This window comes from Listeria sp. ILCC792 (assembly GCF_900186135.1).
GTDB classification, from domain to species: Bacteria; Bacillota; Bacilli; order Lactobacillales; family Listeriaceae; genus Listeria; species Listeria goaensis.
In genome coordinates this window covers 138,075-155,487 of the sequence record NZ_FYBO01000001.1, presented here as the reverse complement: position 1 = coordinate 155,487, position 17,413 = coordinate 138,075, and the positions used below count along the sequence as shown (strand labels likewise).

Annotated in this window: 10 protein-coding genes; 2 read left to right on the top strand and 8 right to left on the bottom strand. The window is 37.1% G+C overall.

Translation table 11 applies throughout. The features are described 5' to 3' along the window. The first annotated feature begins 26 nt into the window (after positions 1-26). The gene (galU, locus tag CFS60_RS00770) at positions 27-935 is read left to right on the top strand and encodes a UTP--glucose-1-phosphate uridylyltransferase GalU (RefSeq protein WP_088808696.1); all 909 of its coding nucleotides are present in this window, start codon (positions 27-29) and stop codon (positions 933-935) included. Between the two features lie 107 nt (positions 936-1,042). Here the strand turns inward: galU and CFS60_RS00765 are convergent, their stop codons facing one another. The 4 genes from CFS60_RS00765 to CFS60_RS00750 form a co-directional block, all read right to left on the bottom strand. After that, positions 1,043-3,046: an SH3 domain-containing protein gene (locus tag CFS60_RS00765; RefSeq protein WP_117584596.1), complete on the bottom strand. Its 2,004-nt coding sequence runs from the start codon at positions 3,044-3,046 to the stop codon at positions 1,043-1,045. Between the two features lie 149 nt (positions 3,047-3,195). Next, the gene (locus tag CFS60_RS00760; RefSeq protein WP_088808695.1) at positions 3,196-4,137 is read right to left on the bottom strand and encodes a glycosyltransferase; all 942 of its coding nucleotides are present in this window, start codon (positions 4,135-4,137) and stop codon (positions 3,196-3,198) included. A gap of 24 nt (positions 4,138-4,161) precedes the next feature. Next, complete coding sequence (locus CFS60_RS00755; protein ID WP_159458284.1) at positions 4,162-5,817, bottom strand: DUF6020 family protein; 1,656 nt, start codon at positions 5,815-5,817, stop codon at positions 4,162-4,164. A 304-nt stretch (positions 5,818-6,121) separates the two neighbouring features. Then, positions 6,122-8,128, bottom strand: coding sequence for an SH3 domain-containing protein (locus tag CFS60_RS00750; RefSeq protein ID WP_088808693.1), 2,007 nt, complete (start codon positions 8,126-8,128; stop codon positions 6,122-6,124). A gap of 247 nt (positions 8,129-8,375) precedes the next feature. On the opposite strand from CFS60_RS00750, the gene CFS60_RS00745 reads away from it, so the two are divergent. After that, positions 8,376-10,409: a DUF6270 domain-containing protein gene (locus CFS60_RS00745; protein ID WP_088838692.1), complete on the top strand. Its 2,034-nt coding sequence runs from the start codon at positions 8,376-8,378 to the stop codon at positions 10,407-10,409. A 36-nt stretch (positions 10,410-10,445) separates the two neighbouring features. Here the strand turns inward: CFS60_RS00745 and CFS60_RS00740 are convergent, their stop codons facing one another. The 4 genes from CFS60_RS00740 to ftsW form a co-directional block, all read right to left on the bottom strand. Then, entirely contained in the window at positions 10,446-11,381 is a 936-nt protein-coding gene (locus CFS60_RS00740) for an ABC transporter ATP-binding protein (protein ID WP_088838691.1), read from the bottom strand. Positions 11,382-11,393: 12 nt separating this feature from the next. After that, a complete protein-coding gene (locus CFS60_RS00735; RefSeq protein WP_088809062.1) occupies positions 11,394-12,206 on the bottom strand; it encodes an ABC transporter permease in 813 nt (270 codons plus the stop codon). A gap of 264 nt (positions 12,207-12,470) precedes the next feature. Continuing rightward, positions 12,471-15,911: a pyruvate carboxylase gene (pyc, locus tag CFS60_RS00730; RefSeq protein ID WP_088838690.1), complete on the bottom strand. Its 3,441-nt coding sequence runs from the start codon at positions 15,909-15,911 to the stop codon at positions 12,471-12,473. A 261-nt stretch (positions 15,912-16,172) separates the two neighbouring features. Beyond that, positions 16,173-17,345 (bottom strand): putative lipid II flippase FtsW, encoded by a 1,173-nt coding sequence (gene ftsW, locus CFS60_RS00725; RefSeq protein ID WP_088815152.1) that lies wholly within the window; start codon positions 17,343-17,345, stop codon positions 16,173-16,175. Positions 17,346-17,413: the final 68 nt, after the last annotated feature.

Here is a 17,413-nt window from a genome sequence, read left to right as displayed (position 1 = left end):
AGTACATATTTATTGGAGGTTTCGAGATGAAAGTAAGAAAGGCTGTTATTCCAGCTGCAGGATTAGGGACTAGATTTTTACCTGCTACAAAAGCTATGCCAAAAGAGATTTTACCTATTGTAGATAAGCCTACGATTCAATTTATTGTTGAAGAAGCGATGGCCTCAGGAATTGAAGATATTTTAATTGTTACAGGTAAGGGAAAACGTGCGATTGAAGACCACTTTGACTCTGTTCCTGAACTTGAAATAACATTACGAGAAAAGAACAAACTTGAATTACTCCACCTTGTGGAAGAAACAACAAATATTAACTTGCATTTCATCAGACAATCTAAACCTAAAGGGTTAGGTGACGCCATTTTACAAGCAAAGGGTTTTGTTGGTAATGAACCTTTTGTTGTCATGCTAGGCGATGATATTGTTAAGTCTAAAGTTCCTTGTGTGAAACAACTTATCGACCAGTATGAGCATACTCATAGTTCGGTCATTGGTGTTCAAACAGTTCCACACGAAGAAACATATCGTTATGGAATTATTGATCCTGCTGATAAGATGAGCGATCGTTTATTTAATGTAAAAGGTTTTGTTGAAAAGCCTGATCCAAATGAAGCACCATCTGATTTAGCAATCTTAGGTCGTTATTTATTGACACCTCAGATTTTTGATTATTTAGCAACACAAGAACCCGGCGCTGGTGGAGAAATCCAGTTAACCGATGCGATTAATCGCTTAAATGAAATCCAACGTGTTTTCGCGTATGATTTTGAAGGGCAACGTTTTGATGTTGGTGATAAATTCGGTTTTATCGAAACAACAATGAAATTTGCTTTAGAACACCCTGAAATTAAAGATAACGTACGTCAATTAGTCGATAAGCTTTATCTTGAAATGCATAAAGACGATAAGGCTACAAGCAAGAAAAAGAATTCTTAATTCACAACTATCGTATAGAGAAGGATCGGAATCCCGACCTTCTCTATTTTTGTTCAAAAAAATCCTCAAGGTATCGACTTATCGTCTCCCCCTTGAGGATTCACTATTTATTTACTTAAATAAACTTCCGGAATGTAACCTTTTAAATTATTGTAGGTCACATATAACCAACCATTTTTAGTTTTACTTAAATCTACAGCCACTTTTGCTCTAGCAGGAATCACACCAACAACGGCAGAATTCCAGTTACTATCGGCTCTTAAATTAATCGCATTTATCGCATAGTAAGCTGTATATTTATTCTCTTTTGAAACATATGCCTCAGACAAATATCCTGATTTCCCAGCATATGTCATGTAGGCCCAACCATTTTTCTCTTTAGAATCATTAATTTGCACTTTTTCACCAGCTGGCACCACGACACTAATCGCAGAACTCCAATTGCTGTCAGCGCGAACATTTAGCAAATCATTAGCATAAGCATAACGAATCGGATTCGTTGTTTGCAAATACGTCCCCGGCAAATACCCTGCAACACCTTTATAAGTGATATACCACCAACCATCTTTGGCTAAAGCAGAGTTTACAGTTACGGCTTCACCAACCGGAACAGTTGTGGTGACGTTTGAATCCCAGCTACTATCTGCCCTAAGATTCAAATTATCCTTGCCATAGTAAGTGGCAATCGGGTTTGTAGTTTGCAAATAACTTCCTGGCATGTATCCTGAAACGCCGTTGTACGTAACATGCCACCAGCCATCTTTAGCGAGCGCACTGTTCACAACAACCGCTTTTCCTACCGGTACTGTTATCGCAACTTTTGAACCCCAATTGCTGTCAGCTCTTAAATTAAGATCATTTTTCCCATAATAGGTTTTCAATGGGTTTGTATCTTGAAAATAAGCAGCTGGAATATAGCCAGAAATGTTTCCAGTACTCGTGACATACGTGACATATGACCAACCATTTTTATTCTTTGATGAGTTAGCCACAATAGCTTTCCCTGCCGGAACAACGCCAGATACGCTTGAACTCCAACTAGAATCAGAACGTAAATTCAAGTTATCTTTTGCATAAACCGTTTTAAAGGTGTTCTGTGTTTGAATGTATGCATAAGGAATATATCCAATCGTTCCATTATAATTGACATACGCCCAGCCATTCTTACTTTTAGCTGGATCAACTTTCATCGAACCACCAATTTTAATTGTTGCTACCGTCTTGGAAGACCAATTTGCATCCGCTCTTAAATTAATTGGCGAAGAAGCATAGTAAGTTACATCCATACGATCATATAAATACTGAACCAATTGGAAAAACTCATTAAATGAATAGTTCCATCTTGAAAAGTATCCAACCGGATCACTGTGTGTCGTACCACCTAGGTAACGTGATACAGCGTCATGAGACCAAACCGTTCCACTACCTGTATTATGGGCATTTACTGGTGCTAAATTATACTTCTTTAAAATATAAGCCGCATAGTAAGCATCATTATAAACAGAGCGGTAAAAACCATCTGCTGTTCGTTCACGTACTAGCTCAACTTGCACAAAATATGGATTTGCTTTCGGTCCAGCTCCCCAAACTGCATAATCAGTTGGATGGATTTCGATAATTTGATTATGATCTACGAACGTATGGACAAATGCATTTTGCCAATTGTTCGTCATATAATTGATTTCTTGCGTAATCGTTGAATTATCATTAGCCGTTTCATGAATAACAATACCTCGAGGCTTCCCAACACCATCCTGATAAGCAAAGCGATCAAAATTCTTGATTTGTTGTTGAATAGTTGCTTTCGGATAGTTTTGGTTAATGATATGCTGATTTAGCGTAGAAAGAGACGTCGCGGATACTCCTGGAAGTGCAGAACGAAAAAGCATTTGGCCCTGTTCTTCCTCGACAGGCTTTTGCTTATTCTCATCTTTTTCTTCCTCAGTTTGTTGTTTTGGGGTATACACCTTTTCGTTAACTTCTTTATCTAAAATTTCATTTGCTCCAATACCACTGTCCCCAGATTCTGCTAAAACTTTCTCCGGATTCACAAAAAATAACATCAGAGAAAATATTCCAAGCAGAATAACAACCCAATTTCTTTTTTTCATAGCGCATCCTTTCTATTATTAAATTTGTAATCAAAAATGATTACTATACATTCCATTCTAGCGCCTCAACAACAAAACTTCAATAGGTCTTTATGTTTTAAAAATCCGTTTTTTCTGATTATTAATATGAAAAACGACTTAATATGTAATTAAGTCGTTTTTCGTGTTGCTTTTTCTTTATATTTTACTAACTCTAAAAAATAAATTTGTTTATTTCGATGTTGAATTGTATCTAAAATAAGTCCACAAATGAAAAATAACATAGCTAGAATGATTAAGCCTACAGCTAAAATAGCACTAGGGAACTTCAAAACTAACCCAGTTTTAGCAAAACCAACAAGCACTGGAATACCTACGGCTATGCCAATAATTAGGAACAATGCTGCCAAAATGCCAAAGAACAAAAACGGTCTGCTATTTTTAAATAAGCGTATAATAGTACTAATTACCTTCATCCCATCAGAAAATGTATCCAGTTTCGATTCGCTTCCTTCAGGGCGGTCACGGTAATCAATTGGAATCTCTTTAAGTAAAAAACGATTTTCTAGCGCATGAATACTCATTTCTGTTTCAATTTCAAACCCTGGGCTTAGTACTGGCATTGTCTTTACAAAATACCGATTAAAGCCACGGTAGCCTGTCATGATATCACGAATATTACTCTTAAAAATACTATTAATCGTGTTGCGCACTAAATTGTTCCCAAAATCATGGAAATTCCGCTTATTTTCGCTCGAATACGTTCCATTACTTAAACGGTCACCAATGACCATATCAGCCTCGTTATTTCTTAGAACGTCTAAAATTTCGTGCACAGCTCCTGCAGGATATGTATCATCGCCATCAATCATCACATAGTAATCTGCATCTATGTCTGAGAACATGCTTCGAACAACATTCCCTTTTCCTTGTCTAACTTCCGAACGTACAATTGCACCTTCTTCTTTCGCAATTTCAACTGTTCGATCGCTTGAATTATTATCGTATACGTATATGTCAGCATTTGGTAATTCTTGCTTAAAATCCCGTATTACTTTTCCTACAGTAATTTCTTCATTGTAACAAGGGATTAAAACAGCCACTTTTTCCATGTTTTTCTTTGCCTCCAAATAATTCTAATTTTTTTCCAAGTTTAGCTTTGCAACAAAAAATAGGAAAGGCACTGTGAAAATGAAGCTAAAACTGTATCTAAAGTCTGTCGCTGGCATCGCAACAGCAATTGTTGCAACAGCTAGAAACGCTGGTACAAAAAGTAGCCAACTTAATCTTCTGCCCCTACCAAGATTTGAAACAAATGCAATTAGAAGTAGCAATAACGGAATTGCCCCTTTAAGTAAAATATTTTGCCAATCCGTTCTAACTTTTTCCATAAGTTGGTTTAAAAAATTGTCATAGCTTGTAAATTTAGAGTCGGAATATAGCGGTTTAGCAGATGGCTCAACACTATTTTTAATGTAATCTTCATAAGAAAGATTGCTGTCTACACCTACAGACTTAAGCTCATTCATATAGCGTTCGTACCCTGCCCGGTTAACCTTTTCAACATCATTCGGCGTATTTGTCATTATCGCAAATGTTCGAATATCATAATTAATATCTTGTAATTTTGCTGTTGAACCGAAAAAGACTGAATAGTTGTCTGGCGACTGATAACGCCAAATCGCACTAGTTTGATCCAAATATGATTTTACATAAATCCCAAAATTATCCGTCATTAACTTCGCCCAGTTTTTAATGTATAGCCCAAAATCCGCATCAATAGGCGCAGAGTTATAAGCTGCATCATGTTTAATTGGGTCAACCGTATAAGGATTATAGTCTTTTTTCCAATTTTCTTCAGGTAAAATTTCAGTAAAATAGTCCTTTAATTCTTTTGTAAACTGACCGTTGTAATAAAAAGTTGCACCAATTTGTTGTGACGGAATCGCTAAAGCTTGGTTTAACGGATTTTGCTGCACATTTAGTGCATTTGCAACCGGACCATTGAAAAGCAAATTCATTGCCATAACGATAACAAACACAAGGCCCGTTCGGATTCTGAATCCCTTCATAAAAATGACTAAAAGAAGCAAAGTAACGACGACAATAAATACACCATTATTTCTTAAATTAATTGTTACAAAAGCTACTAAAATAAGTGCAGTAAGATTAAGTGTTTTTTTCAACCAAGTACCGTTTGAAGCAACAATTTTTGCTAATAATGTTGTGAATAATAGAATGAATGCCGCGAACGGAATATCTTTCCACGCTGTCACACTGTATAACATCATAACAGGCCAAAGCGCGTAGCCAAAAACAAGTAAATATCCTAAAAATTTCGGTAAACCTAATTTCGTTAACGAATAGATGGCATAGCCAACAATAAGTGCCACTACGACGATTTGAGTGAAAATATAACTAGCTGGAGAATTATAAATATTAGATGTGAACTCCACCCATAAGGTGTGTAGTAGCGGATGCCATGCGCTATACTGCCTAACATCATGTGCCATTGCCCATTGATAATAAGAATCAAAAGTCATTTTTGCTGGAAAATAAGCTAAAAATGAAAACATCCATGAAACAAAAGGTATGCCGGCATATATGGCTAATTCATATTTTTTAATTCGACTCTTAACTAAAGGTGAGAACGGATGAGCAAGTTCAAGTAAAAGTAAGTAAAATAAATTTGTTAAAAAGTAAAATGCCCCTAATATGTAGATAAAGCTTATTATTGTGTGAGACGATAAATTTCCTAAATATGTAGATGCTAACCAAAATGCAGCTATCAAAATGCTACCCACGCATTTTAGCCAATTAAATGTGAGATGTTCCAATTGTCGTATGCATAAAAAAAGCATTGCTCCAAAGGAAAAGATAACTAAAAAACTAATGATATCAAATTTATAAAAGCCTAATAAACAAATAAATCCGATAAAAATAGAGAAAAGATACCACATCTTTTTTTTGCTCTTCAAAAAACCATCCTCCTTTTCAAACTATCTATTAATATAGCAAAATAAACTTTTTTAATCAACTTCTACTATAAAAATACAACATGAAAAGCCAAAGGTAATAATACCCTTGGCCTTTTGTTTACCTATAAATTGGTGTATCAAATTCTTGGGTGTAACGCGTAAGCTTGCTATAAATTTGATTCATTGTATTCACTTGCTTGTATGCCCAAGCAATGTCAGTTGCATACAAATGAGTACCTGGAGTAGCTGGATTCCATCTCATTTTGTATAACGTATTTTGACCTGCATTAATGTACTTATCACCAATAAATTTAGCTCCACCTATAATCGCTTTTTCAGGTGTGTCCCAACCTTCTTTATAGGCGCGTTCTGAGCCTTTTTGAAGTGGCGCGCTATCAACAGCTCCAATGCCATACATGTTATACACCTTTTTAGGTGTAACAGGTTTGCCATCTACGCTGCTCACAACTACACCATTTGCTAATTGAGATGTACCATTACCTGTTTCTAGAAGCGCATGTGCCAGCAAATAAATTTCGCTAACACTATTTTGCTGAGCCGCAGTTTGGAAACTAGTTGCTTTATTCGCTAGTATTCCTTTTCCAGCTAAGACCGTTCGATTAACCTCTGCTGGATCAATGTTTGCTGGCTTCGACAAAATAAGAAATTGCAAGTAGCTTGCTGAGTTTTTACTAAAATTATTAGGATTTAAATAATAGGCAGTATCAGTTCGATTGGCATTAAACCATTGTCTCGAAAAGTTCACTTGATACCATTTCTTCTTGTTGCTATCAGTTATCGTATTTAAAACGGTAAATGTCTGATCTTTTTTCAACGTTGCTACAACAAAACCATTGGTATTAGCGGCACTTCTAACTGAAATGTTAGTAGCCGTAACTTTGCCGCTTGTGCCTGTAACAGATGTTCCATCACTTGAAATATACATTTGACTTGGTTTTTTATCCGTCTGCGGAGTTAGCCTCATGTTTGTATCAAGCATGCTTGAAAACGTTGTAGGATAAGTTGTCGTGTAATAACGTTTTTGGATAGGAGCCCCATTAGACAAGTATCCTAACTTCGTATAACCAGGAATATTGTTATACACTACACGCACCCATTCTTTACCGATATCAGCCTTATTAACGAGTGCAGGTTGATTCGCAGGAATCGTTACGGTGGTTGGTGAATTATAGTCTTGTTTATTTCTTAAATTAACATTGTTAATTGCATAATAATTAACATATGTGGCATTAGGAATTTTAGCTGTAACATATCGCAATTGCATATAACCTTTTCGACCATTTGCTTGAAATTCTGTCCAGCCATTGCTATCTGTTGATCCTTGCAAAGCATACATGACTTGTCCTTTTGGTACCACGTAAGAAACGCTTGTTGAAAAATCACGACCTGATCGCAGATTTACTACATCAGAAGCATAATAATCGTTGTATGTCTTACGAGGATCATAGCCACTTAAATAACGTTGCTGCATATAACCAACGATATTATCTTGATAAATAATTCGCACCCATCCCGCACTATTTGCTGAGTTGTCTTCCACAGAAAAAGATGCATTTGTTGGAATTTGAGTTACCGTTGCTGAATCAAAAGTTGCTGATTTACGTAAATTAATCGGGCTCGGCGCATAATATGTGCCGTAACCTTTCGAGGGATTATACAACGTTAAATAGCGTTTTTCCATATAACCCTCTTTTTGATTATACATAATTCGTACCCAATTATTTCCATCTGCGGAGTTGTCTTCAACAATAAACGATGCATTTTTTGGAATAACGACAATCGTTTTTGAATCAAATGTTCGATTTTCACGCAAATTGATATTTGATGGCGCATAGTAAGTCGTGTATGTTTTAGTTGGATTTGTATTCGCGAAATAACGCGTTTGCATATATCCTTTATATGACTTATATGTGACCTCTGCCCAATCATTTTTGTCCTTTGATCCATCAAGCACCTTAAAGGATGCATTTTTCGGAATTTGAACAATCGTTTTGCTATCAAACGTTCTGCTTGCTCTCAAATTAATTGTATTTGGCGCATAATACGTACTATATGACGTAGCAGCTTGAGCATTTTCTGTCACAGGCAGAATGAATAGCAACATAAGAGCTAAACAAATCAAAAATCGCCAATGATTACTTCTATGTTTGATTAAAATCTCCTCCTTGTTTACTTTGGTACTTTTTAGTTATAACATATATTACAGCGCTTGCGGTCAAAAAATAGAATTGTAAAGAAATCGAAACATCTTTCGACAAAAAATATACACTTTTTAAGCAATGAAAGATTTAAATTTTTCTTTTTATGGTACAATATTTTATGTGAGCATTACAATGAAAAGGAGAATACGCATGGAAGTTATCGCTGCTAAAATTACTACCTCTACAGAAACACAATCTTGGTTAATTGATTTAAAAAGTTCTGTAGACATTCAAACTGTTTCTGCAGTTTATAAGCAACAAAACCAGTTTATCCATCCGGCGAAGTCATTTGAGTTAAAAACCGCTTTTGCAGATGGTTTCTATCAAATAGAAGTCCCTTTTGCTTTACTCTCTAAACAATCACTTCACGACCGAAAAACAAATTGGACATTTTTATGCCATACAAGTCGAGGCGAAGCTATCGTTCAAACGAATGACATCAGCCAAGTAGATACATTAAAAGATGCTGATAGCTTTTTTGAATTTGAGTTTAATCTTTCAACGAGTAAGCTTATTCTAGTCGCAACGCCTAAGCCATTTCAGGCCATATTAGAAACATTTACTTTAACCAAAAATGGTTTTAGTGGTTCCGGTTCTATTCAAGCAGATGCTTTTAACTGGGCTAGACAAAACTTGAAATTGCAGTTGGTGATTAAAAGACGTCCTAACCCTACCCTCTATAACTATTTTGAACATGTACAAAAATTCGAACTTTTTGATATTAAAAATCAGAATTTTAGCTTTGACATTTCTTTTGATAGATTAGATTATGCTTTCTTAGTAGATGATTTAAATAATTTAGACTGCTTTTTAGTTGTAAAAACTGCTGGCCAAGAATCTCATCCTATGTACTTAGATTTAGCCGAATCTTTGAAAAACAATGTGGATCAAACTGTTTTTCCGGATGCAATTCCTTACACGAGTATTTCTTTTTATAAAACTGGCTCAAATCGGTTGGCTTTTTATTTTATCAAAAAAGTGGAGCAAGAAGTGCAAATACAGAGTTTTTCTGAGAGTTCAAAAGAGCTATCGTTTAAATTTGAAAGCCAACACTCACTAAAGAATGGCAAATTTGTTTTAAAACGGCGCGATAAGAAATTCTTGAAATTTGAGTATTTAGAAGAGCTGATTTTTCCTTTTAAAACAAACTGGTTATCGTCCTATCATGTAAAAGTAAATAAAGCGAATTTATTTCCGTTCGATACTTTCAAGCCATATCAAATTTGGGATGCATTTATTCGTCTTGATGGTTTCCCTGATTTTCCTGTTTATGTGCCTGAAAGTATTCAATTTGAGAATAAATTACAAACGGCTCCCAAAAAAGCATTTGATTTTAAATTAGCTAAAATGTCTAGAAATAATTTATATATTCGAATTGCTCCAAGTCCAACGAGCAAAGGACAAGCTAAAAATATCGCTGTACTGGGAACTTGCTTTAGTCGCAATGCGTTTAACTCCTCCCCTTATTTTAATCCAGAGTATAAGTCTTTCTTTCATGTTGCTCTTACGCAAATGCATTCCTCGCTCATAAGCATTATGACGGAAGATTTTGATGAAAAAGTGGATTTTAATAAGTATAAGGATGAAATCACTCATTTTGATATGACTTATATGAAAGACGACTTTAAGAAGGATTTCTTTAAGCGGCTAAAAAAAGCAAAACCGGATTATTTTATTATTGATTTATATGCCGATGCTATTCGCCCTGTTATGTGGTTGAATGATAAAACGGCCATTACTTTTTCCTACATTGTTGAAGGTAGCCACATTGCTGATGATTTACCTTGTCACCGAATGATGACGCATTTGAATGATGAAGAATTTTTTAACGAATGGACGCATTATGCCGATCGTTTTATTGAAGAACTTACGACAATTATTCCTGAAAACCGGATTATCTTGAATAAAGGCGGCTTCACCTGTGAGTATTATGATGAAGTTGGGAAAAAAACAGTTTATCCAAATAAAATGGCTATTCAAAAAGCACAGTATTTATGGGACCGTTTAAATAACTACTTCTTGTTGAAAGCACCAAACGTTCGTGTCATTGATTTCACGAACAAAGGCTATATTGGTGATTATTACTATCCATTTGGGCATTCCTTTTCACATTTCGAATCGGATTACTACAAAGATTTCTTGAAAGAAATGATTTATATTGATCAAACCGATCGGCTTCTATAAAAAGAACAGCTGAACCAAAATGGTTCAGCTGTTCTTTTAAAATAAACCTAAAAATGAATGTCCTGTCGCAACTAAAGTTCCAAAAAGAGCCAGACAAGCTACGCCCGAAACGAGTAGCCATTTATCGCTTGCTTTTACTTTTTGTTCACTAAAAGCTGGGTTCTCATGAATTTTTTCAGGACGGCTTTTTTGTGCTGCTTTCATTTCTAGTTGGTAGGCTTTCTTAAACGATTTCGATTGTTCATTAAACCATTTTACAAACGACTCATAGGACTCCGCCACTTCATTTGCTGCGCCAATTTCCTTTAAGCTACCGTAATGCATCCAAATAATACGGTCACATAGCTTTTTCACTTGCTCTAAGGAGTGACTCACAAAAACAATCGTCTTCCCTTCTGCTTTAAACGACTCGATTTTATTCACACACTTATGATAAAATGTGTCATCCCCGACAGAAAGAGCTTCATCGATAATTAAAATATCCGGGTCAATATGAACCGATACAGCGAATCCCAGGCGTGAGCGCATGCCGCTTGAATAGTTTTTGACGGGTTGGTTGATAAAATCGCCAATGTCGGCAAAATCGATAATATCTGGCAGGATACGTTCAATTTGTTTGTTCGTTAATCCTTGCATAAGGCATTTCAGGCGGATGTTTTCAAGCCCAGTGAGTGGTCCCTTGAAACCTGCATTGATTGCAATGAGCGATGCCACGCCATTTGTTTTAACTTCGCCTTCTGTCGCCTGCACGATACCAGCCATAATACTTGAAATCGTGGACTTTCCAGAACCGTTAATGCCAATAATACCGATTGACTCCCCTTCAAAAATAGTAAAGGACACATCTTTTAATGCCCAAAATGAATCTTGGGACTCTTTACGGAAGGCAGCTTTCATACTTTCCGCCTTACTCGCAAATAAATCGTATTCTTTAGACACGTGCTTAAAAGATACTTTTAGATTTGTACTCATACAAAACGCTCCTTATACGAAATCAACGAATCTTTCGCGGAATTTCATGTGTAAGATTGATCCGACAAAGAGGAAAAATAAGGTGAGCAGCCAGAAATAAATCGTATAAGACGGCGACTCCCAGAACCATTTTCCGAGCAGAAGCGAATCTCTAAAGCCGTCTACAATGTACATAAATGGATTTAGTTTTAATAGGTTAGCAGCCCATTCAGGCAATAGTTGCGGGATATTCCAAACAATCCCAGTTAAATAAAATAAAACGCGCATAACGCTTTGAAGCGCCATGTAGTAATCTCGTACTAAGACAGTGATTGTCGCATTGAAAAGCGAAAAGCTAAATAAGAATAAAATCATCGAAACGAAATAATAGAGGTATTGCCCCCAGTAAATACTGATAGGTGTTCCTTTCACTAAGAAAATGATTACCATAATGATGGTCATCACAAAATAGCTCATTAGATTCGAGATGATAGTAATATTCGGCAAAATGCTCATCGGAAAATTCATTTTTGATACGAGATGAATTTTATTAAAAATACTATTTGTTCCTTGCATGACAACACTGTTAATGAAGAACCACGGCACAATTCCCGCTAGCATCCATTCAAGGAAACTAACGTCTGTCCCTTGAAGTGTGGAGCTTCCTCTTAACCCGTAACCAAAGACTAGGAAATAAATAGCGACTTGAATTAGCGGATTTAAAATCTCCCATAATAATCCTAAGTAGTGACTTTGATAGTTCGCTCGGTCTTCATAACGCGAAATACGAATCATCATCGGAGTATATTTAATTTGTTCTTTTAAAACTTCCCATACTTGTTTCACAAAAACACTTCTTTCCAAGTTTAGTAAATAAATTCTCGTCAATTTATCTCTCTCTTATAAAAATCGCCTCCAAGTTAGAAGCCTACGGATGTCGATGTATTTGTATGTTTTCTTATGTAACGCCTTCCGTTTCGCATAAGCTGCTTTCATTTGGTGGGAGAACCACCTTATGTTAAGTTACCTCAAAACGTAATATTTGTAAAGTAATTTCAAGCCTTTTTTCATAAAAAAGGGGCATGGCGAGCCATGCCCCTAGAGGTTTTCTTAAATGCGTGCGACTTCCATTAACAAATCGCCAGATTCAATCGTATCACCGTCTGATACGAAGATAGTTTTGACTTCACCATCAAATGGTGCTTGAATGGTCGTTTCCATCTTCATCGCTTCCGTGATGAGAAGTGGGTCGCCTTTTTTCACTTTTTGTCCTTTAGCCGCAACAACTTGGATAACAGAGCCAGTCATTGTTGCACCTACATGTTCCGGATTCGTCGTATCAATTTTACGCCGCGCAACAACAGTCGCTTGTACGTTGAAATCTTGCACGTTAATTTCACGTGGTTGACCGTTTAATTCGAAGTAGATGACTCGTGTTCCGTCAGCAATTGGTTCTCCGATAGAATTCAATTTGATGAGCAGGATTTTTCCTTTTTCAAGCTCCACTTGAATTGTTTCGCCGAGACGCATTCCTTTATAGAATGTTGGTGTATCAAGAACTGTTACATTACCATATTTATCAATCATTTTTTGATAATCAAGGAATACTTTTGGATAGAGAATGTAAGCCATCACATCGCGTTCAGTTGGCTCGTAGCCCATTTTCTCTTGTAATTCTTCTTTTACTTTAGAAAAATCAACTGGCTCCATAAGCGCTCCCGGACGATCGGTTAGTGGCTTTTGACCTTTTAATACGAGCTTTTGTAGCTTCTCAGGGAATCCTCCGTACGGCTGTCCAATTTCGCCGCGGAAAAATTCAATGACCGAATCAGGAAAATCAATCGTATCTCCTTTTTCATAAACAAGCTCTTCTGTTAAATCGTTTTGTACCATGAAGAGTGCCATGTCACCGACAACTTTTGAAGAAGGTGTCACTTTTACGATATCGCCAAACATTTGGTTCACCGTAGAGTACATTTCCTTCACATCATCAAAACGATCGCCCAGTCCTACAGCCGTTGCTTGTTGTTGTAAGTTGGTATATTGGCCACCTGGCATTTCGTGTACATATACTTCTGTTTGCGGTGAATTGAGCGCATTATCGAAGTCTTTATAGTATTTCCGAACATCTTCCCAGTAATGGTTTAAAATTTGCGAGTTGTGCGCATCTAAGTTTGTTTGGCGCTTCCCGTTTACAAGACCGTAATAAAGACCTGTCATGCTCGGTTGGCTCGTCGCCCCACTCATCGCGCTTGACGCAACATCGACAATATCCACGCCAGCACTAACAGCAGCAGCATATGTGTAAATTCCATTACCGCTCGTATCATGCGTGTGCAAATGAATTGGTACATCGACCGTATCTTTTAGTTCGTTAATTAAACGATAAGCAGCTTGTGGTTTTAAAAGGCCTGCCATATCTTTGATACCGAGGATATGTGTCCCTTGCGCCACCAATTCTTTGGCCATATCTTTGTAATAATCGATTGTGTATTTTGTACGCGTTTCGTCATCAATATCACCTGTGTAACAAATTGTCGCTTCCACAATTTTGCCTGTATCGCGAACAGCTTCAATGGACGTTTCCATTCCTTTAATCCAGTTTAAGCTATCGAACACACGGAAAACATCGACGCCTGACTGAGCGGAAAGTTTCACGAATTCGCGAATGACGTTATCTGGATAGTTTTTGTAACCGACGCCGTTTGCACCACGAAGCAACATTTGGAACATGACGTTTGGAATTTGTTTGCGCAAGGTTTCTAAACGTACCCACGGGTCTTCATTTAAGAAACGATAAGCGACATCAAACGTGGCACCACCCCACATCTCGAATGAAAACATATTTGGAAGCAAATGCGCCATAGCATCTGCAATTTGGAAAATATCTTTAGAGCGAACGCGTGTCGCGAGCAAGGATTGGTGCGCATCACGAAGCGTGGTGTCTGTGAGTAATACTTCATCTTGTGACTTCACAAAATCCACTACACCTTCTGGCCCTTTTGCGTCTAAAATTTGTTTCGTACCTGGTTCAATTTTTTGTCCGTAAGGGATTTTTGGCACTCGTGGCTCATTATAAACTGGCTTTTCATCTTGCTTAATTCCCGGGAAGCCGTTCACGGTGACGTTACTAATATAACGCAGGGTTTTTGTCCCGCGGTCGCGTACGTGAGGGAATTTAAATAGTTCTGGCGTTGAGTCGATAAACGATGTGTTGTAGTTTCCGCTAATGAAGTCTGGGTGACGTGCTACGTTTAATAGAAACGGAATATTCGTTTTTACGCCACGAATTCGGAATTCAACTAGATTACGAACCATTTTTCTTAGTGCTTGCTCAAATGTCATACCCCATGTTGATAATTTTACGAGTAGTGAATCATAGAACGGTGTTACGACTGTTCCTTGGAAACCATTCCCCGCATCAAGACGGACACCAAAACCACCTGTTGAACGGTAAGTATTGATTCGTCCAGTATCCGGCATAAAATTATTAAGTGGATCTTCTGTTGTGATACGGCATTGAATAGCTGAACCTTGAATACGAATATCTTTTTGTTGCGGGATAGCAACGAGTTGGTCATGCATTGAATAGCCATCTGCAATAAATAATTGCGACTGCACAATATCAATTCCAGTAATCATTTCTGTGATGGTGTGCTCTACTTGAACACGCGGATTTACTTCGATAAAGTAGAAATCTTCCCCTTCAACAAGAAATTCAACTGTACCTGCGTTTAGATAATCCACGTTTTTCATTAATTTAACAGCTGCCGAACAGATGCGCTCACGTAAATCTGATGTGATGGCATTACAAGGGGCAACTTCCACTACTTTTTGATGGCGTCTTTGGACAGAACAATCACGTTCAAACAAATGAACGATATTGCCATGCGAGTCGCCTAAAATTTGAACTTCAATATGCTTTGGATTCATGACGCATTTTTCAACGTAAACTTCATCGTTACCGAAAGCAGCTTTTGCTTCTGAGGCAGCCCGTTCAAAGGCTTCCTTTACATGCTCTTCTGATGGAACAACACGCATACCTCTTCCGCCGCCGCCTAAAGAAGCTTTAATCATGAGCGGATAACCGTTTTTCTTACCAAATTCAACGACGTCATCAATTCCAGAAACAGGACCATCGCTTCCTGGGATAACTGGAATATCAGCTAGTAAAGCTTGTTCTTTCGCTTTAATTTTATCGCCAAACATGTCTAAATGCTTCGATTTAGGACCAACAAAAATGATGCCTTCTTGTTCACATCTGCGCGCAAATTCAATGTTTTCAGACAGGAAACCATATCCTGGATGAATCGCATCAACTTCTGCTTCTTTTGCAATTTCAATGATATTTTCGATATCTAAGTAGGCATCGATTGGTTTTTTACCCTCTCCGACGAGATAAGCTTCATCCGCCTTATATCTATGAAATGCTCCCGTATCTTCTTGTGAATAGATTGCTACTGTCTTGATTCTGAGTTCAGTACATGCACGTAACACGCGAATTGCAATTTCACCGCGGTTTGCCACTAATACTTTTTTAATATTATTCATTTTTCTCCTCCTAACCAACACTCTGCCTTTTTAGCACAAAATAACCTTCTGGTTGCTTAAACCCTTTTTATCAACAACAAGAAAGCTCTTTTCATTTTGTTTATTCTGTCATGTAAAAAGCGGTATATAAATTCAATTATAGTATTAAAACATACTAGATGTAAATTACTTTCTACCAATTTTTTAGAAAGTCTACAAAACAAACGAATATTTTTGAAAGAATGAGGCAAAACATTCGTCATGTTTTGCCTCATTCTCCAATCATATTTCCTCTTGTTTTCCGTATTTCCGCTGATAGTTTGTGAACATCCCCACGTTTGCAACAATTCCAATTAAAATTGACATAACCATTAGCGAGGAGCCCCCGTAACTAATGAACGGCAATGTAACCCCAGTAATTGGAATTACACCAGTTGCACCGCCTAAATTGATAAACGACTGTATGCCAATAAGTCCAGCCGTCCCGTAACAAAGCAAAGCACCAAATGGATTGTTCGCACGTAATCCAGTCAAAATAATTCTAAAAATCATGAAGAACAGTCCGAAAATAACAACTAACACGCCGAATATGCCTAGTTCTTCAGCAATGACAGCTATAATGAAATCGGTATGCGCTTCTGGCAAATAACCAAGTTTTTGTACACTTTCTCCTAAGCCTTGTCCAAAAACACCTCCAGAACCGATGGCAAAAAACGAGTTGACGAGTTGATGTCCTGTATTGCCTCGGTCGATAAACGGGTTAAGGAAACTTGTCAGCCTTCCCATTCTAGTCGGAGAAATGATTTCTTTTTGAATTTCATCTGGCAGCAGAAGCACTATAACGCTTAAAATTAAAATGATACCTAGTCCAAGCCCAATTAGTTTTAAAATTGTTTTAAGACGCATGCCTGAACATATAATGATACAGCAGCCTGTCATAAAAATAATAAATGCGGATCCAATGTCTGGTTGAATGGCAATTAAAAAGCAAACGACCGCTAGGAAGAAAATAGGTGGCAATACACCGCGGTTAAAATCATCAATGTATTTTTGCTTTTTCGCATAAATCGCGGCTAAATAAATGATGACCGAGATTTTCACAAATTCCGCTGGTTGAAGCGAAGCAGTACCTAGTCTAAACCAACTTTGTGCATTGTTTGCCGTATGCCCCATCGCAAAAATAAGTAAGAGTAATAAAACGGAGCCGAACATCATCGGAATTAAAAATTTATTGTTTTGATAAATTCGGTATGGGAAAAAAGCAAACAAACCGAAACATAGCAAGCTAATCACTAAATTTTTAACTTGGCGCAAATAGTAAAAGTCCGCAGGCAAATCTTGCCGATAAGCAAGCGACCAACTGGAACTATAAACCATAATCAAGCCAAATATACATAGGACAAGATACACTGCTATTAACGAATAATCATACGATTTTAGAATTTTTTTAAGCATAGTCCTCTTCCAATCTTTGTTGCGCTTTTTTAAGCGTTCTATTTTAACATTATAAAGAAAAAGAGCCT

Excerpts from the sequence above, each read along its gene's own strand:
- galU (WP_088808696.1), top strand. The coding sequence starts at position 27 with ATGAAAGTAAGAAAGGCTGTTATTCCAGCTGCAGGATTAGGGACTAGA.
- CFS60_RS00765 (WP_117584596.1), bottom strand. The coding sequence starts at position 3,046 with ATGAAAAAAAGAAATTGGGTTGTTATTCTGCTTGGAATATTTTCTCTG.
- CFS60_RS00760 (WP_088808695.1), bottom strand. The coding sequence starts at position 4,137 with ATGGAAAAAGTGGCTGTTTTAATCCCTTGTTACAATGAAGAAATTACT.
- CFS60_RS00750 (WP_088808693.1), bottom strand. The coding sequence starts at position 8,128 with ATGTTGCTATTCATTCTGCCTGTGACAGAAAATGCTCAAGCTGCTACG.
- CFS60_RS00745 (WP_088838692.1), top strand. The coding sequence starts at position 8,376 with ATGGAAGTTATCGCTGCTAAAATTACTACCTCTACAGAAACACAATCT.
- CFS60_RS00740 (WP_088838691.1), bottom strand. The coding sequence starts at position 11,381 with ATGAGTACAAATCTAAAAGTATCTTTTAAGCACGTGTCTAAAGAATAC.
- pyc (WP_088838690.1), bottom strand. The coding sequence starts at position 15,911 with ATGAATAATATTAAAAAAGTATTAGTGGCAAACCGCGGTGAAATTGCA.
- ftsW (WP_088815152.1), bottom strand. The coding sequence starts at position 17,345 with ATGCTTAAAAAAATTCTAAAATCGTATGATTATTCGTTAATAGCAGTG.